Source organism: Streptococcus suis (genome assembly GCA_002831545.1).
Taxonomy (GTDB): domain Bacteria; phylum Bacillota; class Bacilli; order Lactobacillales; family Streptococcaceae; genus Streptococcus; species Streptococcus suis_P.
The window spans coordinates 1,727,417-1,750,469 of sequence record CP025095.1 but is presented as its reverse complement, the minus strand read 5'-3'; the positions used below and the strand labels follow the sequence as shown (position 1 = coordinate 1,750,469).

The window sequence follows — 23,053 nt, the reverse complement described above, 5'->3', positions numbered from 1 at the left end:
AGGCGAACAAGGGAACTTGAAAAAAATTTTATAATTCTTGTATTATAACATTAAAATTGTGATACAATAGAACTAATAAATCTGTGTCAAGGAGGTTATTATGAAAAGAAAATTATTTGTTTTTGCCTGGTTAGCCCTAGTTTTGGAAATGCTAATCTACTACTGGTACCAGTTGCCTGCTTTAAATATTTTGAGTGTGGACTTCTGGATATTTTTCCTTCAATCTGTCGGATTGGTCTGGCTCATACTTTCCATGTTCAGCTCCAAAGGTGCTTTTCAAAAGGTGACTAAGATTTCCGGTCGCCAGAGACAAGTAGATACCTATCAGATTAAAACCTCGCAACTGCCAGCTTACTTAAAATGGTTGGGACGAATTTGGATATTGGTTGTCCTGGGTTTGTTGGGGCTGGGGCTTATCAACTCACGTGTATTTCGTGCTAAGGATTACGCTGCTGTCATAAGCGTCAAGGATGCGGATTTTAAAGCAGATTTTCCTGAAACAGACATATCCAAATTGGCCCTCCTAGATCGTGCCTCAGCCGAAAAAATCGGTGATACTTATCTAGGTACCATTGACAAGGTCTCTCAGTTTGGCATTTCGGATGATTATCGCCAGATTACTATCGGTCAGCAGCCGTTTCGCGTATCGCCTTTGGAATATAAGAATTTTTGGAAATGGCTGAGCAACCATCAAGATGGGATTGGTTACTACGTGAAGGTTAATCAGACCACAGGGAAGGCAGAACTTGCCAAGCTGAGCAAAGCCATGCACTATTCAGATTCCGAATTTTTGCTGAATGATACCCTACGTCATCTTCGCCTGCAATACCCGACAACTATTTTTGGGAAACCATCCTTCGAAGTGGATGACCAAGGAAATCCATATTATATTGCAACGATTTACGAGCCAAAATTTGGACTTTCATCAAATGATCCGATTGGTGCTATTGTATTGGATGCAGTAACAGGCGAAAGTAAGAAGTATAGTCTGGAAGATATTCCAGAGTGGGTAGACCGTGTTTATTCGGCAAACAATGTTATCAGCCGTGTAGATGACCACTATACTTATCAAAATGGTTTCTGGAATACTATTTTCAGTCAAACTGGTGTGAAAAATACAACAGACAGCTATAATTATATTTCTATCAGCTCAGATATTTATCTCTACACAGGTATCACCTCAGCAACTGCTGATTCATCCAACCTTGGATTCATTCTTGTCAATATGCGAACTCGTGAAATTACCAACTACAAATTGGCTTCGGCGACTGAAACAGCAGCGCAAGAGTCCGCAGAAGGTGAAGTACAGGAAAAAGGCTATAAAGCCACTGCTCCAAGCCTAGTTAAGTTGGCTGATACAGCCTACTATTTAGTATCCTTGAAAGATGATGCCGGCTTGGTTAAATCATACGCTCTTGTTGATGCCGAAGATTATCAACAGGTTACTGTTAACAACGATATTGCGCTCTTAATTTCTCAAGTCACAGGAACGGATGCTTCTAGCCTTTCAGGATTGACGGTGACTGAAAATGGAGAAGTTGGTGAACAGACTGAGGTTATCAGTGGAAAAGTAGAAGCTTTAGCGAGTCAAATAATTGGCGGCGCGACAATCTACTATATTGAGTCTGAGGGCAAGATTTACAAAGTCAAAGCAACGGAAGATAGTACAGATCGATTACCGTTTATCAAAGTAGGAGATCACTTTAGCGGTCAGTTAGATAAGAAAAATTATCTTAAAAACTTTAAGGTTAATCCAGAATAATAAGAAGAAAGAGTGAGGTAGAAAAGCCTTGCTCTTTTGCTTGTCATCACCCATGCGAAATATTTCAACTTATGGTATAATGGGGTGTTATGGTTCTTTGACAGGAATCCGTAGATTATTCTGTCGAGTATCCATATTCTTATTCTGAAGGAGTATTTTGTGAGTTTATTTAGAAAAAAACAAGCAGTGGCTCGCAGCAGTCAGATGCGGCGGCATTTGGGGCTTGTTGATCTGATATTTTTAGGTATCGGTTCGATGGTTGGAACAGGTATCTTTACGGTAACTGGTTTGGCAGCAGCCCAGTATGCAGGGCCAGCTCTGATCATCTCAATTGTTATTGCAGCAATTTCAGTCGGACTAACAGCCTTGTTTTACGCAGAATTTGCCTCGCGTATACCGACTAACGGTGGTGCCTATGGTTATCTCTACTCGGTTTTTGGTGAATTTCCTGCCTGGATTGCTGGCTGGCTGACAATCATGGAATTCTTGACTGCTGTATCGAGTGTTGCATCTGGTTGGGGAGCTTATTTGAAAGGACTGCTGGCTAATTTTGGTATCGCTATGCCGACAGCTCTGAATGGAACTTTTAACCCCGCTGCAGGTACCTATGTAGACCTCTTACCAGTTCTCGTCTTGATTTTTGTGGTAGGAGTGGTCTTGCTTAATTCTAAGGCAGCTCTTCGTTTCAATTCAGCCTTGGTAGTTTTGAAATTTTCAGCGTTGGCTTTATTTATTTTAGTAGGGTTATTCTTTATCAAACCAGAAAACTGGTCGAACTTCTCTCCTTTTGGTTTTGGTGCCATTTATGGTGGACAGGCGGGAATTATGGCAGGAGCGTCCCTTATGTTCTTTGCCTTCCTGGGATTTGAGTCTATTTCATTAGCGATTGATGAGGTGAAAAAACCTGAGAAGAATGTACCAAAGGGAATCGTGTTGTCTCTATCCATTGTAACAATTCTTTATATTGTAGTGACATTAGTATTGACTGGTATGGTTCACTATACTAAGTTGAATGTGGCAGATGCGGTTGCCTTTGCACTTCGAGAAGTTGGATTGGATTGGGCAGCGAGTTATATTTCTATTGTTGCAATCCTAACATTGATTACAGTATGTATTTCCATGACCTACGCCTTGTCGAGAATGGTCTATTCCATCAGTCGTGATGGTTTGCTACCGAAATCATTGAGCCGATTGACACAAACAAGCAAGGTTCCTAAAAATGCGACCATTCTTGTGGGGATTTTTGCAGCCATTTGTGCAGGTATTTTCCCACTAGCAAGTATTGCTTCCTTCCTCAATATCTGTACCTTAGCTTATTTGATTATGCTGGCGTTGGGTATTATTCGTCTGCGTCAGGTTGAGGGCTTGCCAAAAGCAGGACAATTTAAAACGCCATTTGTACCGGTTTTGCCAATCCTTTCCATCATTATCTGTCTGTCCTTTATGTTTCAATACAGCTTTGATACTTGGCTAGCCTTTGGAGTGGCACTCATCGTAGGAAGTTTGATTTATCTATTCTATGGCTATCGTCATTCGGAAGTGAAATAGGTTGCCTCCCTTCGTAATTTGAAGGGATTTTTTCTACAATTTTATATATTTGTGGTGCATTTTTAAATAAAGTAGTATAATATATGTAACAAAAGAGAAAGGAGTTTTCTTATGACTAATAGTGATATTCGTGCAAGGGCTACTCTTATTCGGGAGAATACAGAGGGAATGTTAGCCTTATTTATGGCTCCCGTCTTGATTTCATTTCTGTCAGGCATGCTTAACTATGGCTTGAAACAAATCTGGGGACGAACGGGTATCGTCTTTTGGGGAAGTACCATTGTAAAAGATGGGGTAACATGGAGTCACAATTATATATCGCTTGGCCCGTCAATCATATTTGATTTTATTGCACAATGTTTAATTGTGACAGCTTGTTTTCAACTCATAAGAGTCGTAAGAAAGCAGCGAGACAAGGTCAGCTTTTCAGAGTGTTTTAGTCTACTGGATGGGAAGAATTTTTTACCTATTCTGGTCACGACCTTTTTGAAAATGCTCGTTATTTATATAGCTGGTTTCCCAGCTGTCATTGGGATGGCTTTACTTAGTATTTCATTTTTCAGTACAGTTTTCATTGTTGGGGCTCCGGTTGGCTATCAACCTGATTTTTCAGGATTTTTTAGTTCCTCCTATTTTCAAATAGGAGTAATCTTAGTCGTGATTGGCTTGGTTTGTGGTCTATTAGTAGATTATGGTCTCAGTCAGGTTCAATTTCTTCTTTATGATCATTTGGAAAATAATATTTATTCTTCTCCGTTTAAATTATTCAAACAAAGTTGGCAATTGATGAAAGGTAATAAGTGGCGTCGATTCATGCTTGACTTGTCATTTATTGGTTGGTTCATCGGTATTTTACTGACTTTTGGTTTGTTGGCCTTGTATGTTTATCCTTATTATTGGACCTGCCAAGCCCTGTTTTATGAGGATTTAATTGCCAAAAATCCTTTGTTACTTTCGAGGGTAGATTCCATTTGGTCTTCGGAACTAGGATAAGCATAGATTTTATACAGCTACATTGAAATAAAAATACAGACAGTTTCTGCTGGATTTAGTAATCAGCAAGATTTTGTCTGTATTTTTTATCATCATTGCTAAAGTTCATGTTGGTTTGATGGTGATGTGAAATAGAGCTCATATACCAACCAAGTGATCATACCAGCTTGGATAAGGAGGCTGATAACTGAGCCTTCCACACCAAATGCACCACCTGACAACCAGTCTGGGCCGGTTGTAATTACGGAGATAAAGGCTTGGCCAGCCTGTGTTCCGCTCACTGGAAAGGCAAAGACATTTCCTTGGAAACAATTCCAGGCAGCATGGATACCACCTATTACCCAAAGATTACCGGTTTTTAACATGACTAAGCAGGCTAAAATGGCAAAGAGTGTTAGGTCGAGAAGGGGAATGAGGGAAATCCCGTCGTTACCAAGATGGAGAAAGGTAAAAAAGAGGGAGGAAACAAGGATACCGACAGGGATATTGTGCTTGGCAGCTAGGGATGAAAACATCCAGCCTCTAGTCAATAATTCCTCTGCTGTGCCTTGAATGGACCAAGCAAGTACGAGGATAAGAAATTCTCCTACTAAATTCGCTGAGAATTGAAAACTAGTCACTTGAATAGCACCAAATCCCCACATAAGCAAGACACAGGTTATCAACATGGCTGCACCAATTCCCCATCCAAGTATGAAGTCTTTGAAGGCTCCTTTTTTTGTCATCCCAAGCCCAAGCCAAGGACTTTTTTCTACAAATCTTGCCCAGAGTATGATGGCAAGACTGATGAAGGAAAAGGCCAATAATTCAAGACTGAGTGTCACAAAGGCATTATCTATGAAAATGAAAAATAAGGGCATAAAGGCAAAGTAACCAACTGTTTCAGCTACTGCCATCAAGACCAGTGCTGTGATAGGCGATAGGATAAAATTGAGGTTAAAGCGTGATTTGGCTTTTTCTGAAATGAATGCTGTTTTCATATTTTTCTCTTAGTTTGTGTTTAGTACCAGTCTATCATATTTTCCTATGGAAAACTAGACAGAATTTTGATAAGCGTGATATAATGATACAAAAGTATAGAAGGAGATACATCATGCAATTACAGGATTGGCTATCAGATTTTCAATTTGGAGAACACCAATTGGTAGGTCCATTTTTCTATGCAACCCCGCTCGCTTTGAAATTTGAAATTGGGCCTGCAGAGGAGGCTGAAACCCTTCCTAAGAAAGTTTATCTGGACCGAGCTTACGCGCGTGCGGTTGAACTTTTGGAGCAGGCTAGTTCAGAATACGACTATGTGCTCCTTTCGCTCCTTCGACAGGAAGATAGGGATATAGACACCTACCTCTGGCATTTTTCATCGAAATTTAACTTCGACAAAGTCCCTGAGCCTGAGTTGATAGAAGTGGAGGATTGGACGGGAGATGTGCTAGTCTTTGAGCGCTATCTCTTTTCGGTCGCTGACCAAGATTTGAATGCTCTCTTGCGGGAGATTATCAAGGCTGATCATGGTGGCTTTAACTACCTTTCATCTTCTGTATTCTTCCTATCCAGTAAGGAAAAAGTCATTTATCATTGCTATGACGATAGGGGAGTGGATATCGCGGTGGTGGATGATGACAAGCGTCGTCAGCTCTTTACGGATTGCCAGGACCTGCTTTTTGACTATGATATGGAGGAGATGGAGAGCTAGAAATCCTTGACTAAAGATGGTATACAATCTCTTATAGAAAATTACTTTATAAGTATAAGTGAATACAGGTTCAAAAAAATCCACAGTAAATTCTGTGGACGATATGATATAATAGAACAGTAGAAAAGCGCTCCTGTATCCATGAATGGATGTAGGAGAAAGACGGTGGTTACTTTCTAAGTGAGAGGCTAACCTAAACTTGATGACAAGTAAACTTGCTCATCAAGTAACGACAAATCCTAAGCGATTTGTCTAAGGTTCGCACTAGTTCAATTTTTGAAGAATATCGTTTCAAAAATTGAACGTCGGACGCGGGGTTATCATCAATTGAAGTGGTACAAACTTTATTGAGTTTTGGTGGTTTTACCATCGCCTTGATAGGATTGTGCTATAAAATCTTCAAAGATGATGACCAAAAGAAATAGCCGTCAAAACTTTGGGGAGTGACGGCTATTTCTGAATAGTTAAAAATGAGCCACCGTTTTAAAATGCTCAAACAGTCTGGGAGACTGTTTAGGTCGTTTCCCAAAAAACGGAAGGAAACGAATACGGCGGATTGAGTTGGCGTTTCACCCTTATTATATCACAAACTAAAATCGTTTGACAAATGCTACATGAAATTTTAGTAAGCATTAAAATCCATGTGAATTCTGTAAAAAAACATGGTATAATAGAACAGTAGAAAAGTTCCAAAAGCGGGGTGGAAATCTATTTTAGGAGGTGGTGCCTATGCAGTACCGAACTAGAAAGGTTTGCCGCAATGTCTGTCGCAGAGGCCCTCGGGCTGATGTTTCAGTTTGGCACGTTACTAATCGTGCTACTGACATTTATTTTTAACAATCGTAAAAAATAAAAGACAGTCAACCGCTATGAAACTTTGACAGAGTGAACTAGCAGGTTGACTGTAATCTTCATTCGTCCCGTCTTTAAAATGCTCAAACAGTCTGGGAGACTGTTTGAGGTCGTTTCTCGAAAACGGAAGGAAACGAATACGGCGGATTGAGTTGCCGCTCAATCCCTTTTTCAAAACCATTATACCACAAACTAAAATCGTTTGACAATTTTTTATCTACATCATCAAAAAAGGCTTGACAGCCTAAGAAAAGGAGATTACCATGAGCACAGCACAGCACAGCACAGCACAGCACAGCACAGCAAAAGCTTGGAGACTACACTCAAGTTGAAAAGTTAGACCTGACTTCAAAAGATATTTTATCAGACAATATTGCAAAGATTGGTCAGCTTTTTCCTGAGGTTCTGACAGAAAGTAGTGATGAAAATGGCAGGTTGCGTCCAGCCATTGACTTTGACAAGCTACGCCAATTCCTTTCAAGAGAGATTGTTGAGGGGCGGGAGTCCTATGAGTTTACCTGGGTCGGCAAACGCGGAGCGATTGCGGAGGCAGGTAAACCGACCAGCCAGACCCTCCGCCCAGATCTTGAGGAAAGTGTTGACTTTGATAAGTCTGAAAATGTCTTTATAACAGGGGACAACCTTGAAGTCCTCAAGGTCTTGCAGGAGTCTTATCTGGGCAAGATTGATATGATTTACATCGACCCACCTTACAATACAGGCAAGGATTTTGTCTACTCGGATAAATTCCAGATGAGCGAGGAAGAGCTGGCAGATCAGATGGACCTGCGAGATGAGGACGGTTTGCAACGAGTGGGCTTGACCAAGAATGAAAAATCCTCCGCCCGCTATCACTCCGACTGGCTCAATATGATGTACCCCCGCCTAGTCCTTGCCCGAAACCTCCTCAAAGACAGTGGCGTTATCTTTATCTCCATTGACGATAACGAACAAGCCAACCTCAAAGCTATCTGTGATGAGATATTTGGGGAGGAGAATTTTGTTGCTGATGTCATCTGGGAGAGAGCATTTGCGCCTGTAAATTTGAAAAAGCATTTTTCAGAAAGTCATGATTATATTTTAGTATATGCAAAAAATGTAGAATTTGCTGTTAATCGTGGAATACCTAGAAGCGAAGACTCAAATAGTAGATACCAAAATCCTGATAATGATGTTAGAGGACCTTGGACAAGTGGTGATTTATCAGTAGGACCAGCAGTTCCTTCAAATATTTATGAGATAATTTCTCCTAGCGGAAGATCTATTTTTCCTCCAAGCGGGAGAAGTTGGTTGCTGAGTAAAGAAAGATTTGAAGAATTTATTGCTGATAATCGTATTTGGTTCGGGGCTAATGGAGATAATGTGCCTAGGATAAAAAGATTTTTATCAGAGGTAAAAAATACAGTAACACCAATGACGATTTGGAAGTATGCTGATGTCGGTCATTCTCAGTCTGCAAGCCAAGACTTGAAAAAAATATTTGATGGTAAGGCTTATTTCACCTATCCAAAACCAGTTCCTTTGATGAAGCAAATTGTTCAATTGTATTCAGAAAAAGACGGCCTGGTCCTCGACTTCTTCGCTGGCTCTGCAACCACAGCTGATGCAGTTATGCAGTTGAACGCTGAAGACGGTGGCAACCGTAAGTACATTCTCTGTACGCTGGATGAGCAGGTGGCAGACAAATCGGCTGCCAAGGAGGCTGGCTATGAAACCATTGATCAGATTTCTCGCGAACGTATCCGTCTGGCAGCTAAAAAGATTCAGGATGAACATCCAGAAACCGTCGGCAAGCAAGACTTTGGTTTTAGAGCTTATAAGCTAGACAGTTCAAACTTCAAGGAAGTCAGCCAAATACCAGACAGCTTTAGCCAAGAAAGCCTATTTGATAGTGTTTCCAACATCAAAGATGGTCGGACAGACCTTGACCTACTCTTCCAGATTATGCTGACATGGGGCATGGAGCTTTCTCTTCCGATTGCGAAAAGCCAGATTGACGGCACAGACATTTACAATGTGGCAGACGGTACCTTGATTGCCTGCTTTGCAGATGAAATTTCTGAAAGCGTCATCCGTCAAATTGCCAAAGAAGAGCCACTCCGTGCTGTCTTTAAGGACGAATCTTTCGCCAACTCCGCAGCCAAAATCAACCTAGGCCAAATCTTCAAAGAAGTAGCACCAAATACCAAAGTGAAGGTGGTGTAGGGTGATGGTATATCAATTTTATCCAGATACTGAATATTCTGATGAGGTGAATGGAACAGTACTGTCACAAGTCTTAAATAGTTTTGTGACAAAATACTCTAGAGAACTTTCTAAAATTTATCATGAAAAATCAGAAGATTACAATAGACCTGAAACTAAGATTGGACTTGATAGAGACAACTTCTATACAGAGTTATGTGCATTTATTCCGGATATTCAACCTATGAGACGAGGCACAAAAATTGAATTTGACCTATTTATACAGTACCCTATCTCTATGCTTGCTGATAGTGTTATGTTTCTGTTTCAGAATCTATCCGATATTGAAGAAATTGGGACAGATTTTTATTCTAAAGAATGTTATAAATTTGTTGGTGGGACAGTAAAGAGAAACGAGTTTGTGGCGGAAGTAAATCAACTGTTAGAGCGAAATCATTTAAACTACTATTTAGATAATAATGGGACTTTTTCAAGGAAAGTATCAGATGATTTTAACGAACTGCTTGATTTACCTGTACCTGCTGTTGAAGCAGGTATTGACAATCTCATTCAAGACTCAAAGAAACTGATCTGTTCTTATGAAGAGGGCAATAGAAAACTTGGTTTAGAAAAAATTATTGATGCTTTTCAACGTACAAAATCGTTATATGCCCAGAACCAAGATGAAATCCGTGCATCTGTTACAAAATTACAAGAGAATGTGTCAGAGGGACATGTGAAGTTTCAATCATTTGTGGATTCAATCATGACCTCAATTACCTCCATAGCAAATAATGCAGAAATTAGGCATACAGAAGTGTATCAAGATGCGTTACAAAGTGAGAAACAACGAGATTATTTATTTCAAGTTACGCTTTTAACAATAAATTTATTACTAACAGGCTATAATGAAACGGAGGTAGCCAATGAAACTTCAATTTAAGCAGCAGCAATTTCAGTTAGATGCGGTGGCCTCTGTTGTGGATGTTTTTGCTGGTCAGGGCAAACATAGCGGTTTTGATTACCACATGGATAAAGGACAAGGTACAGGTGCGGAACTGGATATGAATTTTATCGGTTTCCGCAATGCTCGCATCCAGCTTTCACAGGATACTATCAGCCAGCAGGTACGAAGTCAGCAGCTCCGCTATGGACTTAAACCTTCAGAAAACCTATCCATCCAAAAAGTGGATGGTCGTCCGTCTTACAATTTGACCATTGAGATGGAGACAGGGACAGGGAAGACCTATACCTATATCCGCACCTTGATGGAGCTCAATAAGCAGTATGGCTGGCTCAAGTTTATCATCGTGGTGCCGAGCATCGCCATTCGTGAGGGGGTGCTCAAGTCCTTTGAGATTATGGCAGACCATTTCCAGATGGAGTACGGCAAGAAACCACGTTACTTTGTCTATGACTCTAGCCGTTTGGGAGAGCTGGACAAGTTTGCCAATTCCTCGGACATTCAGGTCATGATTATCAACTCCCAGGCCTTTAATGCCACTGGAGCAGATGCCCGTCGCATTCACACCGAGCAGGAAAGTTTTCGCTGGAGAAAGCCCATCGATGTTATCGCAGCGACCAATCCCATTTTGATCATTGATGAGCCTCAGTCGGTTGAGGGGAAAAAGACTAAAGAACGCTTGGAGGACTTCAAGCCCCTATTTACCCTCCGCTATTCAGCGACTCATAAGGACAAGCACGATATGATTTATCGTCTGGATGCCTTGGACGCTTATAATAAAAAGTTGGTTAAAAAGATTGCCGTTAAGACCGTGGAGCAGACTTCTACCACAGGTACACAAGGCTACCTTTATCTGCAAGAACTGGTTCCGCAAAAATCAGGTTACCCTAAAGCTCGGATTGAGTTTGAGGTGCGGACCAAGTCAGGCGATGTCAAACGAGTGACCAAGCTGGTTGAAGAACCGTTTGCCCTCTATGAAGAGTCTGGGAATCTTCCAGCCTATCAAGATGGTTGGACCTTGAGTCATTTTGATGCGCGTGAGGGTGAAAATTCCATTCAAATCGGTGCCAATCGCAAACTCCATGTGGGCGAAGTGATTGGGGAAACCAACGAAGATGACATTCGTCGTATCCAGATTCGGGAAACCATTGCCAGTCACCTGCAAAAAGAAGAAGGCCTATATAAACGAGGCATCAAGGTACTTTCTCTCTTCTTCATCGATGAAGTTGCCAAGTATAAGTGCTACGACGAGCAAAATGATGCCTACAATGGCACCTATGCCCAGATGTTTGAAGAGGAGTATGAAGCCCAGGTCAAGGCCTTGTTGGCAGATCCCAACCTTCATGGCAGCAACTTTTGGCACTATCTAAATAATCATCAGGAAGGCAATCCCGTTCACGCAGGTTATTTCTCCGTTGATAAGGTGAAAAAATCGGACAAGGTCAAGTTTGTGGATTACAAATCGGCAACTGAGAAGAGAAATAATCAATCTAACGACAAGGATGCCTTTGATTTGATTATGAAGGACAAGGAGCGTCTGCTGTCCTTTGATGAGCCAGTACGCTTTATCTTCTCCCACTCAGCCCTTAAAGAAGGCTGGGACAATCCTAATGTCTTCCAGATTTGTACTCTGAAAAATACGGGTACGGAGACAGAAAAACGGCAAAAGATTGGTCGTGGGATGCGTCTTGCTGTTGACCAAAAAGGTGTCCGTCAGGATGAGGAACTTTTAGGTGCTGATGTTCATAACATTAACAAATTGACCGTCATTGCCAATGAAAGCTACGAGGACTTTGCCAAGAACTTGCAAAGAGAACTAAAGGAAATCTTGGCTGATCGACCAAGCAAGGTGGAAGTGGATCTCTTTGTCAACGAGGTCTTGGAAAATGAAGCTGGTCAAAAACTGACTGTCACCAAGGAAGTGGCTAAAGAGATTGAACACCAGTTAATTAAGCAAGATTATATTGACAGCAAGGGAAATCTGACCACCACTTACTTTGAACAAAAAGAAACAAGTCATTTTACCTTATCTGAACATCTAGCTGGCTATGAAGTGGCTGTAAAAGATATTCTAGAAACGATTTACGATGCCAATCGTTACCAGATTGAGCGTGAAAATGATTCGGAAGTTGTCTTTGCTAGAGAAATCAATCCTGACAACTACAACCGTCAAGAGTTTAAACGTCTGTGGGAAAGCATTCATCACAAGTCCACCTATTATGTGGAGTTTGACGATGAGGAGTTGATTGAAAAATCGGTCAAGGTTATCAATGAGGCTCTATTTGTCAAAAAGCCAAGCTATATGATTACAGAGGCTGAGGCTAGGGAAATGAAGGCTGAACAAGGTTTGGATTTCAAGGTCAATAAAGACGGCAAGCGTCAGGCTGAATTGGACAAGTCTTCTATTCAACTCCGCTATGATTTGTTGGGTGAAATCGCCAGTCGCACGGAGTTGAAACGAAAAACAGTTGCAAATATCCTGAAACAGATCTCACCAAGCAAGTTTGACATGTTCGCCTATAACCCTGAGGCATTTATCCAACGAACAAGCCGCCTAATCAATGAACAAAAGGCAAGTCAGGTGATTGAGCATATCCGCTACAATATCTTGGAAGAAACCTTTGACGCTTCTGTTTTTACGGATAATCCAGAAAGCGGAAAATTGTCGGACAAACGGATACTGGAATCGCAAAAAGGCGTCTATAATTATGTGAAGGTTGATTCGGATACGGAGCGGAAGTTCAAAGAAGAGTTGGATCAATTTGAAGATGTCATGGTCTACACCAAATTACCTAGCAATTTTAAGATTTCTACCCCTCTGGGTGCTTACAACCCTGACTGGGCAATTGCCTTTCGAGATGGTTCGGTTAAGCATGTTTATTTTGTAGCCGAAACCAAGGGTTCCATGTCTAGTTTGCAACTGAAAGGGGCAGAGTTGGCAAAAATTGAGTGTGCCAAGGCCCACTTCAAAGCCTTGAAAGAAAAAGGTTTGATTGCGGACGACCACATGTACGATGTGGTGGATTCCTATGAAAAATTATTAGAAATCGTGAGGGGATAGGTTACCAAGCAATCCTTCTCACAAGAGAAGGAGAAATATATGGGTGCATTTCTATTTTTTACATTTGCGATTTGTTATCTGGTGGGCATTATCGCCATAACGATTGCTTTCACATTCTTTCGTAGGAAGTAGGAGAAAAGACAAATGGAAAAACTCTTGATTTGGTTTTTGATTTTGCTCTGGGCCTCACCTGTAATCATTGTCGCATTGGCAGGTGGTTTTGTCATTTTAAACCTATTGTTTGGCAGAAGGAAATAATGATATTGAAACATTGCAAAAGAATGTGACCTATCGTAAAATGGTAGTATATTTCAGATATACAGGAAGGGGTTGCTATGCCTTACCGTAAATTAACATCACGAGATCGGACTTTTATCAAAGGGCAGACGGATCGCTTGCTGAATCAGATGAATAGCAATGCGGAATACTTAGCGACTGTCCAGACTTATGAGGTGGCCAAGGCCCGCATGAACCAAGCCTATCTGGCAATGGAACTGGAAGACGACCCAGAGAAAAAGGTACGACTGGCAAAATTGGTTGAAACCTATACTGCACAAGCCCAAGCTATATTGGATGAGTGGGAGGAGAAGAACAGACATGCAGAGAAAGCGGCAAGAGATTTCAAGTTGATTTTGTGGCTGACCGTACTGTTCACCCTTAGCTTTGTTTTTCCATTCAATATCATTCTCGTCATTCTTTTTGCCGTCTGGTTTTATCGGAATTACCTTCGTCCTAGTAAATCCGACCGAGTGACTAAGACCGCCGCTAATAGCCAGTCTTTGACAGAAGAGGAAAGTTATGAAGACTGGCTGACAGAAAAGATTGTCACACTTAACAAAGACAAGCGTGAGTGGACCGAGGATGTACTTGCAAAATATGACAGTTTGGATGAAATAGCAGCAGGTATTGGTAATATTGACGAGATAGATAAAGAAGCTGGTAAGAAAATTCTCCATCGTTATCAAGCAATCTTAGCTGATATTGAAAAACTGCCAGATTCTGACCAGAAAACCTATTATTTAGATTTTCATCGAGAAATGATAGCTGATTTGGAAAATGTATTTGAACAGCTCCATATTGTATAAGAACACCGGAAACAGTTCCAAACTGGTTCCGGTTTTTCGCTATTCGTCAATTGACAAGAACAGAACTATAATTTTATAGAGAAGATAGACATTAACTTTCTACTCGGCTTGTATTTAGAACCGCTTTGTGATTTAGCTGAAAATATGATAAAATAGGATGTTGTCAATAACAGGGTTTCATTTGCCCTGAATTTGAAAGGAAAAAATATGACAAAAACACCGTTTTATATCACCACACCGATTTATTATCCGTCTGGCAAGCTCCATATTGGCTCGGCCTACACAACTATTGCCTGCGATGTCTTGGCTCGCTACAAGCGTCTCATGGGGCACGAGGTTTTCTACCTGACAGGGCTTGATGAGCACGGCCAGAAGATTGAAGAGAAGGCTAAAGAAGCAGGTCTGACACCTCAGGCCTACGTTGACGGCATGGCGGTTGGCGTTAAAGAGCTCTGGAACTTGCTAGACATCTCTTACGACAAGTTCATCCGCACGACCGACGATTACCACGAGGAAGTAGTGGCGGCTGTTTTTGAAAAATTGCTGGCGCAGGACGACATTTACTTGGGAGAGTATTCTGGATGGTACTCCGTATCAGACGAGGAATTTTTCACCGAGAGCCAATTAGAAGAGGTCTTCCGAGATAAAAACGGCAAGGTAACAGGCGGTATCGCTCCCAGCGGTCACGAGGTTGCCTGGGTTTCAGAAGAATCCTACTTCCTTCGCCTCAGCAAGTATCAGGATAAATTGGTCGAGTTTTTCAATGCTCATCCAGACTTTATCCAGCCGGACGGTCGTCTCAATGAAATCATGAAAAACTTCATCGAGCCAGGATTGGAAGATTTGGCAGTATCTCGGACATCATTTACTTGGGGCGTGCCTGTACCGTCCAATCCTAAACACGTTGTCTATGTTTGGATTGATGCTCTACTCAACTATGCGACGGCCTTGGGTTATGGTCAGGAAGAAACAGCCAACTACGACAAGTTCTGGAATGGAACAGTTTACCACATGGTTGGTAAGGACATTCTTCGTTTTCACTCTATTTATTGGCCAATCATGCTCATGATGTTGGACATGAAGTTGCCAGACCGCTTGGTTGCTCATGGTTGGTTTGTCATGAAAGATGGCAAGATGTCCAAGTCTAAGGGCAATGTAGTCTATCCAGAAATGTTGGTCGAGCGTTTCGGCTTGGATCCACTGCGTTATTACCTCATGCGTAGTCTGCCAGTCGGCTCTGACGGCACCTTTACACCAGAAGATTATGTTGGTCGTATCAACTACGAACTGGCCAACGACCTTGGAAACTTGCTCAACCGAACTGTTGCTATGCTTAACAAGTATTTCGGTGGTCAGGTGCCAACTTTTGTTGCCAACGTGACAGATTTTGATGCGGACTTGGCAGCAGTAGTGGCTGAAAACTTAGCAAGCTACCACAAGTATATGGAAGCTGTTGACTATCCACGCGCTCTGGAAGCTGTTTGGAATATCATTTCCCGTACCAACAAGTACATCGATGAAACAGCTCCGTGGGTCTTGGCAAAAGACGAAGCTGACCGTGACAAGTTGGCAGCAGTTATGGCCCACTTGACAGCAGGTCTTCGTGTGGTGGCTCACCTCATTCAGCCATTCATGATGACGACGTCTAATGCTATTATGGAACAGCTTGGTTTGGGAACAGCATTTGACCTTGAAAACCTTGATTTTGCAGGCCTTCCAGCTGGTTTGACTGTGGTTGCAAAAGGCACGCCTATCTTCCCACGTCTGGATATGGAAGAGGAAATCGCCTATATCCAAGCCCAAATGGGTGGTAGCTCTGCTATTTCCCAAGAGGAAGAAAAAGAGTGGAACCCAGCTGACGTGGAACTCAAAAACGAAAAAGCTGCGATCAAGTTCGAGGACTTTGATAAGGTGGAAATCCGCGTGGCCGAAGTCAAGGAAGTAGCCAAGGTGGAGGGCTCTGACAAGCTGCTCAAATTCCGTCTGGACGCAGGTGATGGCCAGGACCGTCAAATCCTATCTGGTATCGCCAAGTACTATCCAAATGAGCAAGAGTTGGTCGGCAAGAAAGTCCAAATCGTTGCTAATCTCAAGCCACGTAAGATGATGGGCTTGCTCAGCCAGGGCATGATCCTCTCAGCCGAACATGGTGACAATTTAACACTCTTAACAGTCGATCCATCTGTGCCAAACGGCAGTCAGATTGGGTAGGATTGCTTAGAAAAGATACAAAAACCAGTCCTAGTCGGCTGGTTTTTTGAGTGCTTTCCATTCGTCTTCTAAGATAGACATGATGAGGGTGTCGGCGTAGCCGTCTGCTGTTTTTTGGCTGTCACGCTTGACGCCTTCCAAACGAAAGCCGGCTTTTTCATAGGCACGCTTGGCACGCGGATTGAAGGAAAAAACTTCTAGTTCCAAGCGGTGCAGGCCGACTTGTTCAAAAGCGAAATCCCTGGTTTTCTCAACTGCCCAAGAGCCCAGACCTTGTCCCAGATAGTCCTCGTCAAAGATAACAATACGGAAGTTAGCAGAGCTGTTTTCCCTATCCAGTTCATTGATAACCGACTCGCCGATAAAGGTCCCGTCGGGTGCAATCAGCATAAAATCAAACCGATTAGGGTCAGTGACAATCCGGTTGTAGTAACTGACAACATCCTCTTTCTTATAAGTTCCCGAACTCCCCGTCAGGCGATCAATTTCAGCGGAAGGCTTGGTAAAACAGTCCTCATAATACTTCTCCGCAAAGCCCGCTTGAAAGGACTGCAGAATGAAGCCGTCCTTTTCCCATTTATCAAATTTTTTTGTCATTTTCTATCTCCTTTCCACCATTCTACCACAAATTCCGAACTAATGCCGTCCTTTTCCCATTTATCAAATTTTTTTGTCATTTTCTATCTCCTTTCCACCATTCTACCACAAATTCCGAACTAATAAGGAAAGGAGAGTCTATGTTAGTAGCCGTCGATCAAAAAGGAAAAACTGTCAATCTTTTGGAAAAACCAGAGGTGAAAAAGGAAGAGTATTTCTGCCCAGCCTGTGCGGGCAAGGTCCGCTATCGGTCTGGAAAAATTCTGCGTTCGCACTTTGCCCACCAAACCCTGCGGGATTGTGATTTCTGGTCCGAGAATGAGTCCGCCCAGCACCTGTCCCTCAAGTCCAGTTTGTATAAGTGGTTACAGGGTCAGGAAGAAGTAGAGTTAGAGGCCTATCTTCCTGCAACCAAGCAGGTGGCAGATATCTTGGTTAATCAGCAACTTGCCTTGGAAGTCCAGTGTTCTAGCCTGTCTATTTCACGCTTGCAGGAACGGACTATGGCCTACCAACAAGCAGGTATAGCCGTTCTGTGGCTTCTGGGAAAGGATCTCTGGCTTGGAGAACGGCTGACCAATCTCCACAAACAATTTCTGTATTTTAGTATGAATATGGGGTTTCATCTCTGGGAGTTGGATGACGAGAAAAAAGAATTGCGTCTTCGTCACCTTATTCACGAAGACTTACGAGGTAAGGTCCACTGTCTGACAAAGGTTTTTCCATTTGGCGAGGGAAATTTATTGGAAATCTTGCGTCTGCCTTTTGCCAAGCAAGCTTTATCGCATCTTACTTGCCCGTTAGATAGGGATTTGCCTCGCTACATTGCTCAACAGCTTTATTACAAATCCCCCAATTGGTTAGCCCTGCAGGCAGAGTCTTATAGCCGAGGGGAGAATTTGCTGACAAAGACGGCAGAAGAATGGTATCCCCACATCCGTCTACCCCGCTCTGCCATTGGCTTTGCCCAAATCAAGCAAGACCTGACACCGATTTACCAAGCATTTGATCGGTTTTACGACAAAGCAAAAGATAAGAGAAAACAAATCTTGTATCCACCTATCATTTATAGAAAACCAATGTAAATAGAGATAGCTGATGGAGGTATATATATTACTTTTGAAAATATGCTCAATATTTTATGTTAGTCATGCTACTGTTGGTGAAGGTTGTAGACTTTGTTAGCCTAGTGGCGACTTGCGATGGCGAATGGCAAAAATTGTTTTCCAGTTGAATAGTAACCAATAAGCCCTCACTTTCCGTTGGAAAGAGGGGATTTTTTATGTTAGAATAAAGGATACGGAGGATTAATTATGTCTAAACAACGTCATGAAATTGAAGAAAAATACCAGTGGGACTTGACCACTGTTTTCCCAACCGATGATGCCTGGGAGGCAGAACTTGTAGATTTACAAGCTGAAACTGAAAAAACAAAAGAATTTGCAGGTCATTTGCTGGACTCAGCTAAAAGTCTCTTAGAAATTAGCGAAACGCAACTCGGTCTCATGCGTCGCATTGAAAAACTCTATGTCTATGCGTCTATGAAGAACGACCAAGATACTCGTGAAGGCAAATATCAGGAATTTCAAGCTAAGGCCATGGGCTTGTATGCTGCCTTTTCACAGGCTTTTGCCTTCTATGAGCCTGAATTTATGGCCATTACTGAAGAGCAGCTGGAGGCCTTTAAGGCAGAAGAGCCTACTCTTGTTCAGTACAGCCACCAATTTGAAAAACTTTTAGCGGCTAAGGACCATGTCCTGTCACAAGAGGTGGAAGAAGTATTGGCAGCAACCAGCGAGATTTTTGAATCACCTGCTGAAACCTTCTCAGTCTTGGACAATGCCAGTCTGCGTTTCCCAGAAATCGCAGATGAAGACGGTCACTTGGTGCCACTTTCACACGGAAACTACATCCACTTTATGGAGTCTAAAAACCGTGATGTCCGCCAAGAAGCATACGAAGCTATGTACGGTACCTACGAGCAGTTCCAGCATACATACGCTAAGACCCTTCAGTCTAATGTCAAAGTCAATAACCTGAAAGCTCGTTTACGGAAGTACGACTCAGCTCGTCACGCATCACTTGCAGCTAATTTCATTCCAGAATCCGTTTACGATACATTAGTGGCGGCAGTCAACAAGCACCTTCCGCTCTTGCACCGTTATATCAATTTGCGTAAGAAACTCCTGGGGATTGAGGACTTGAAGATGTACGATATGTACACACCATTGTCAGATTTTAGTACTAAGATTTCTTACGAAGATGCTCTTAAAAAATGTCAAGAAACCTTGGAAATCTTCGGCGAAGATTACTCTGCTATCGTAAAAGAAGCCTTCGAAAACCGCTGGATTGATGTCCATGTTAATGAAGGAAAACGCTCAGGAGCCTATTCAGGTGGGGCCTACGATACCAACGCCTTCATGCTTCTCAATTGGCAGGATAACTTGGATAACATGTACACCCTTATCCATGAAACAGGGCATTCTCTTCACTCTATGTTGACTCGTAAGACTCAACCCTATGTCTATGGTCATTATTCCCTCTTCTTGGCAGAAATTGCTTCAACAACCAATGAAAATCTTTTGACTGAAAAACTCTTGGCAGAAGTAGAAGATGACAAGGAACGCTTTGCTATTCTCAACCATTACCTAGATGGTTTCCGTGGTACAGTCTTCCGCCAGACCCAATTTGCCGAGTTTGAACAAGCTATCTATAAGGCAGACCAGGAAGGTCAGGTCTTGACGGCTGATTTTCTAAATGAATTGTACGGTCAGACAAACGAGAAATATTACGGACTTTCTGCAGAAGAAAATCCAGAAATCCAGTTTGAGTGGGCTCGTATTCCACACTTCTATTACAATTTCTATGTCTATCAATATGCGACAGGTTTCGCAGCAGCATCAGCTCTAGCAAACAAGATTGTCAACGGCAGTCCAGAAGACAAAGAAAACTATCTCAACTACTTAAAGGCTGGTAGCTCAGATTACTCCCTCAATGTCATCGCTAAGGCTGGCGTAGACATGACCAAGGAAGATTACCTCAACGATGCCTTCAAGGTATTTGAAGCTCGTTTGGAAGAATTAGAAGCTCTCGTTGAGAAAGGTGTGCACCTCTAATATGATTTCCTATAAACGTTCGATTGTCATTCCCGGTGTGATTAGCCTTGTTTTAATCTTGCTCGGTCTTGGTGGTTTGACCAGACCTGAGCCATCTATGGGAAGTGTCGTCTATTTGATATTTTTACAACCTTTGCTGGTTTATTTATATATATTGAGAAAACAAAAGGCTGTTTTTATCTTGACAAAACAGTACCTAGAATTTCAAGAACACTTTTGGAGTGAACGCCAGCGCCATTCGTTAGAAGAGATTGCGGAGATTCGATACATGGTTTCTCCTGTCTATCGTGGCTATCAGTCGAAACGTTTGCGAATCGTAGGAAATAAGGGAACACTACTTGCAGTTGTCAATTTGAATAAGCTTGATGGTGCAGATTTTAATGATATTTACCATTTTGTAGAGCAAGTAGCACCACATGTAAGATGGGATTTTTCAAATTCATAATGGAGGTATTATGTTAACGGAAGAACAACTACAGGATATTTTTGAACTGGCAGACCTCATGTCAAATAGTGACAGGGAGCTATTTCTTCAACTTAGGGATGTGGTTTTTGCTAGTGATCCGAATCAGATTCTAGACTCTATTGAACGCATCTTAGAACCAGATTCATTCGATGATTTCTTGGACCGTGTCGGGGAGTCTGAAAAGGAAAATCTTTGGTTAATCTTGATAAAATTACTAGAGCATTTTAATTATATTTGTGTGCGTGATTATAAGGATAATCTTGAAGATTTTATCTACTTTTTTGACCGTCTTCATCAAGTCCGCAATGCAGGGATTTCTCTCAAATTGGATTCAGATGGATTAAATCCAGCTGCCTCTATTTCAGAATGGGCAAGAGTCGTTGATAGCAAATATCTTGATGAAAACTTTTGTCTAGGGGCAGTAGATATGGACACGGATAGTTACTATCTCTTTTTCAGTAAGCAAGCGACTTTTGTTCGACTTCAAGAACTAGCTGGAAATTTAGGGTATCGAATTGATTACGCCAAAAATATGTAAAGAAAAGGTGGGGAAACCTACCTTTTAGCGTGTTGAGGAAGAAAATCTTGTCGGCTTATGATATAATGGATTCTATGGTCGAATCATATAGTAAAAACGCAAATCACAATATGCGCCGTCCGGTTGTCAAGGAAGAAATTGTAGATTTTATGCGAACACGTCAGGCGCAAAATACAGGTTTTTTGAAAGAACTGGAAGAGTTTGCTCATCAAGAAAACATTCCAGTTATCCCTCATGAAACGGTAGCTTATTTCCGCTTGCTGATGCAGACACTCCAACCTAAACGGATTTTAGAAATTGGAACTGCTATTGGCTTCTCTGCGTTACTGATGGCTGACAATAGCCCGCATTCGAAGATTACAACGATTGATCGAAATGAAGAAATGATTGGCTTTGCAAAGGAAAACTTTGTCAAATATGATCAGCGCCAGCAGATTGAATTGCTGGAAGGGGAAGCCATGGATATTCTTCCGACTTTACCAGATGACGCATACGATTTTGTTTTCATGGATTCTGCTAAATCAAAATATATTGTATTTTTACCAGAAGTCTTGAAAAAGGTCAAAGTAGGCGGTCTAATCATTTTGGATGACATCTTCCAAGGAGGAGATGTTGCCAAAGACATCAAGGATGTCAGAAGAGGGCAGCGCACTATTTATAAGGGATTGCAACGTTTATTCGATGCGACTTTGGATAATCCAGATGTGACTGCTAGTCTTGTTTCCATGAGTGACGGTCTCCTTATGTTGAGGAAAAACAGGGAAAATGTTGACTTAAAACTTACAGAAATTTAAGAAGTTTTTAAGCTTTTGTGTTATAATGAAAGGGTTAACGAAAAAAAGGAGAGAAACTTTAAATGAAGCAAACTAAAAAAATTCTCGCGGGTGCAGTAACACTCTTTGCTGCAGTAACACTCGCTGCTTGTTCCAATGCAGCTGATAAAGATATCATTACGATGAAAGGGAATACGATTACTGTGTCTGAGTTTTATGAGAAGGTAAAAACAAACTCTCAAGCTCAACAAGTTCTATTGTCAATGATTATTAGTAATGTATTTGAAGACCAGTATGGTGACAAAGTGACTGCAAAAGAAGTCGATGAGGCTTATGACAAAATGGCAGAGCAATATGGTGATTCATTTGCAACAGCTCTTTCTTCAGCTGGCTTGACTCAAGAAACTTACAAAGAACAAATCCGTACTAATAAATTGGTTGAGTATGCTGTAAAACAGGCTGCTGAAAAGGAATTGACTGATGAGAACTACAAGGCAGCTTATGATGCCTATACACCAGAAGTGACTGCACGTATCATCAAATTGACAGACGAAGCTAAGGCAAATGAAGTTTTAGCGGCAGCACAAGCTGAAGGTGCAGATTTTGCTCAATTGGCGAAGGACAATTCTACGGATACTGCTACAAAAGACAATGGAGGCGAAGTAAAATTCGATTCAACTTCAACAACTGTTCCTACAGAAGTTCAAAACGCGGTCTTTGCTTTGGATGCAGGTCAAGTAGGGGCATCCGTTATTTCAGTAGTAGATATGACAACTTATACAACTAGCTACTATGTTGTAAAATTGGAAGCGAAGTCAGAAAAATCTGCCAACTGGGAAGACTATAAAGATAAGTTGAAAGAGATTATTTTGGCGCAAAAGCAAAGTGATTCAACATTTGTTGCTACTGTGCTGAAAGAAGCGCTCCAAAAAGCAAACGTTAAGGTTAAAGACAGTGCTTTCCAAAATCTTCTTTCACAATATGTGACAACAGAAGAAAGCAGTTCTTCATCAACGGAAAGTAGCTCTTCGTCGACTGAAAGTTCTTCTTCTACAACAGAATCTTCTAGTTCTTCAGGTCAATAATTGACGCTTTACTTATTAAGAATAGATACTTGATTACTTAGTTCAGAAAATTGGCGGTTGTTGCGAGCCATCTAGGCCAAGTATCTTGCTACTTAATAGAACAATTGAATATGAGAACCTGTATT

18 protein-coding genes and 1 pseudogene are annotated in these 23,053 nt (G+C 41.7%); 16 read left to right on the top strand and 3 right to left on the bottom strand.

The features are described from left to right. Nucleotides 1-100 precede the first annotated feature (100 nt). From CWM22_08495 to CWM22_08485, 3 genes are all read left to right on the top strand, one after another. Entirely contained in the window at nt 101-1,762 is a 1,662-nt protein-coding gene (locus tag CWM22_08495; GenBank protein ID AUC91927.1) for a hypothetical protein, read from the top strand. Nucleotides 1,763-1,921: 159 nt separating this feature from the next. Next, nucleotides 1,922-3,310, top strand: coding sequence for an amino acid permease (locus CWM22_08490; protein AUC91926.1), 1,389 nt, complete (start codon nt 1,922-1,924; stop codon nt 3,308-3,310). Nucleotides 3,311-3,421: 111 nt separating this feature from the next. Continuing rightward, nucleotides 3,422-4,303 carry a DUF975 domain-containing protein gene (locus tag CWM22_08485; protein ID AUC91925.1) on the top strand — a complete coding sequence of 294 codons (882 nt, stop codon included), beginning with the start codon at nt 3,422-3,424 and terminating at the stop codon, nt 4,301-4,303. A 98-nt stretch (nt 4,304-4,401) separates the two neighbouring features. Here the strand turns inward: CWM22_08485 and CWM22_08480 are convergent, their stop codons facing one another. Further along, the gene (locus tag CWM22_08480) at nt 4,402-5,283 is read right to left on the bottom strand and encodes a CPBP family intramembrane metalloprotease domain-containing protein (protein AUC91924.1); all 882 of its coding nucleotides are present in this window, start codon (nt 5,281-5,283) and stop codon (nt 4,402-4,404) included. 113 nt (nt 5,284-5,396) lie between these two features. On the opposite strand from CWM22_08480, the gene CWM22_08475 reads away from it, so the two are divergent. Next, entirely contained in the window at nt 5,397-5,996 is a 600-nt protein-coding gene (locus CWM22_08475) for a hypothetical protein (protein ID AUC91923.1), read from the top strand. A 326-nt stretch (nt 5,997-6,322) separates the two neighbouring features. Beyond that, a complete protein-coding gene (locus CWM22_08470) occupies nt 6,323-6,421 on the top strand; it encodes a putative holin-like toxin (protein ID AUC91922.1) in 99 nt (32 codons plus the stop codon). Between the two features lie 442 nt (nt 6,422-6,863). Here the strand turns inward: CWM22_08470 and CWM22_08465 are convergent. Then, a pseudogene (locus CWM22_08465) lies at nt 6,864-7,057 on the bottom strand (hypothetical protein). Nucleotides 7,058-7,538: 481 nt separating this feature from the next. Between CWM22_08465 and CWM22_08460 the strand changes: the two are divergent. The 5 genes from CWM22_08460 (at nt 7,539) to CWM22_08440 (ending at nt 16,353) form a co-directional block, all read left to right on the top strand. Further along, nucleotides 7,539-9,053 carry a restriction endonuclease subunit M gene (locus CWM22_08460; GenBank protein ID AUC92872.1) on the top strand — a complete coding sequence of 505 codons (1,515 nt, stop codon included), beginning with the start codon at nt 7,539-7,541 and terminating at the stop codon, nt 9,051-9,053. Nucleotides 9,054-9,057: 4 nt separating this feature from the next. Beyond that, nucleotides 9,058-9,975 carry a hypothetical protein gene (locus tag CWM22_08455; GenBank protein AUC91921.1) on the top strand — a complete coding sequence of 306 codons (918 nt, stop codon included), beginning with the start codon at nt 9,058-9,060 and terminating at the stop codon, nt 9,973-9,975. Further along, nucleotides 9,959-13,057, top strand: coding sequence for a DEAD/DEAH box helicase (locus tag CWM22_08450; protein ID AUC91920.1), 3,099 nt, complete (start codon nt 9,959-9,961; stop codon nt 13,055-13,057). Before CWM22_08455 ends, CWM22_08450 begins: the two co-directional genes overlap by 17 nt. Nucleotides 13,058-13,392: 335 nt before the next feature. Next, nucleotides 13,393-14,142: a hypothetical protein gene (locus CWM22_08445; GenBank protein AUC91919.1), complete on the top strand. Its 750-nt coding sequence runs from the start codon at nt 13,393-13,395 to the stop codon at nt 14,140-14,142. 207 nt (nt 14,143-14,349) lie between these two features. Next, nucleotides 14,350-16,353 carry a methionine--tRNA ligase gene (locus CWM22_08440; GenBank protein AUC91918.1) on the top strand — a complete coding sequence of 668 codons (2,004 nt, stop codon included), beginning with the start codon at nt 14,350-14,352 and terminating at the stop codon, nt 16,351-16,353. 30 nt (nt 16,354-16,383) lie between these two features. On the opposite strand, the gene CWM22_08435 is transcribed toward CWM22_08440, so the two are convergent. Further along, a complete protein-coding gene (locus CWM22_08435; protein ID AUC91917.1) occupies nt 16,384-16,950 on the bottom strand; it encodes an N-acetyltransferase in 567 nt (188 codons plus the stop codon). Between the two features lie 140 nt (nt 16,951-17,090). Between CWM22_08435 and CWM22_08430 the strand changes: the two genes are divergently transcribed. From CWM22_08430 to CWM22_08405, 6 genes are all read left to right on the top strand, one after another. Beyond that, nucleotides 17,091-18,035 (top strand): competence protein CoiA, encoded by a 945-nt coding sequence (locus CWM22_08430; GenBank protein AUC91916.1) that lies wholly within the window; start codon nt 17,091-17,093, stop codon nt 18,033-18,035. A 228-nt stretch (nt 18,036-18,263) separates the two neighbouring features. Then, nucleotides 18,264-20,066 (top strand): oligoendopeptidase F, encoded by a 1,803-nt coding sequence (gene pepF / locus CWM22_08425; protein ID AUC91915.1) that lies wholly within the window; start codon nt 18,264-18,266, stop codon nt 20,064-20,066. 1 nt (nt 20,067) lies between these two features. Then, nucleotides 20,068-20,511 carry a hypothetical protein gene (locus tag CWM22_08420; protein AUC91914.1) on the top strand — a complete coding sequence of 148 codons (444 nt, stop codon included), beginning with the start codon at nt 20,068-20,070 and terminating at the stop codon, nt 20,509-20,511. 10 nt (nt 20,512-20,521) lie between these two features. After that, nucleotides 20,522-21,070: a hypothetical protein gene (locus tag CWM22_08415; protein AUC91913.1), complete on the top strand. Its 549-nt coding sequence runs from the start codon at nt 20,522-20,524 to the stop codon at nt 21,068-21,070. A gap of 74 nt (nt 21,071-21,144) precedes the next feature. Next, complete coding sequence (locus tag CWM22_08410) at nt 21,145-21,864, top strand: methyltransferase (GenBank protein AUC92871.1); 720 nt, start codon at nt 21,145-21,147, stop codon at nt 21,862-21,864. A 62-nt stretch (nt 21,865-21,926) separates the two neighbouring features. Continuing rightward, nucleotides 21,927-22,928: a foldase PrsA gene (locus CWM22_08405; protein ID AUC91912.1), complete on the top strand. Its 1,002-nt coding sequence runs from the start codon at nt 21,927-21,929 to the stop codon at nt 22,926-22,928. The last annotated feature ends 125 nt before the right edge of the window (nt 22,929-23,053 follow it).

What these genes read in the sequence shown, in the direction of transcription:
- CWM22_08445 (AUC91919.1), top strand. Translation starts at nt 13,393, where the DNA reads ATGCCTTACCGTAAATTAACATCACGAGATCGGACTTTTATCAAAGGG.
- CWM22_08430 (AUC91916.1), top strand. Translation starts at nt 17,091, where the DNA reads ATGTTAGTAGCCGTCGATCAAAAAGGAAAAACTGTCAATCTTTTGGAA.
- CWM22_08450 (AUC91920.1), top strand. Translation starts at nt 9,959, where the DNA reads ATGAAACTTCAATTTAAGCAGCAGCAATTTCAGTTAGATGCGGTGGCC.
- CWM22_08485 (AUC91925.1), top strand. Translation starts at nt 3,422, where the DNA reads ATGACTAATAGTGATATTCGTGCAAGGGCTACTCTTATTCGGGAGAAT.
- CWM22_08415 (AUC91913.1), top strand. Translation starts at nt 20,522, where the DNA reads ATGTTAACGGAAGAACAACTACAGGATATTTTTGAACTGGCAGACCTC.
- CWM22_08480 (AUC91924.1), bottom strand. Translation starts at nt 5,283, where the DNA reads ATGAAAACAGCATTCATTTCAGAAAAAGCCAAATCACGCTTTAACCTC.
- pepF (AUC91915.1), top strand. Translation starts at nt 18,264, where the DNA reads ATGTCTAAACAACGTCATGAAATTGAAGAAAAATACCAGTGGGACTTG.
- CWM22_08410 (AUC92871.1), top strand. Translation starts at nt 21,145, where the DNA reads ATGGTCGAATCATATAGTAAAAACGCAAATCACAATATGCGCCGTCCG.
- CWM22_08460 (AUC92872.1), top strand. Translation starts at nt 7,539, where the DNA reads ATGATTTACATCGACCCACCTTACAATACAGGCAAGGATTTTGTCTAC.
- CWM22_08495 (AUC91927.1), top strand. Translation starts at nt 101, where the DNA reads ATGAAAAGAAAATTATTTGTTTTTGCCTGGTTAGCCCTAGTTTTGGAA.
- CWM22_08475 (AUC91923.1), top strand. Translation starts at nt 5,397, where the DNA reads ATGCAATTACAGGATTGGCTATCAGATTTTCAATTTGGAGAACACCAA.
- CWM22_08435 (AUC91917.1), bottom strand. Translation starts at nt 16,950, where the DNA reads ATGACAAAAAAATTTGATAAATGGGAAAAGGACGGCTTCATTCTGCAG.
- CWM22_08405 (AUC91912.1), top strand. Translation starts at nt 21,927, where the DNA reads ATGAAGCAAACTAAAAAAATTCTCGCGGGTGCAGTAACACTCTTTGCT.
- CWM22_08420 (AUC91914.1), top strand. Translation starts at nt 20,068, where the DNA reads ATGATTTCCTATAAACGTTCGATTGTCATTCCCGGTGTGATTAGCCTT.
- CWM22_08440 (AUC91918.1), top strand. Translation starts at nt 14,350, where the DNA reads ATGACAAAAACACCGTTTTATATCACCACACCGATTTATTATCCGTCT.
- CWM22_08455 (AUC91921.1), top strand. Translation starts at nt 9,058, where the DNA reads ATGGTATATCAATTTTATCCAGATACTGAATATTCTGATGAGGTGAAT.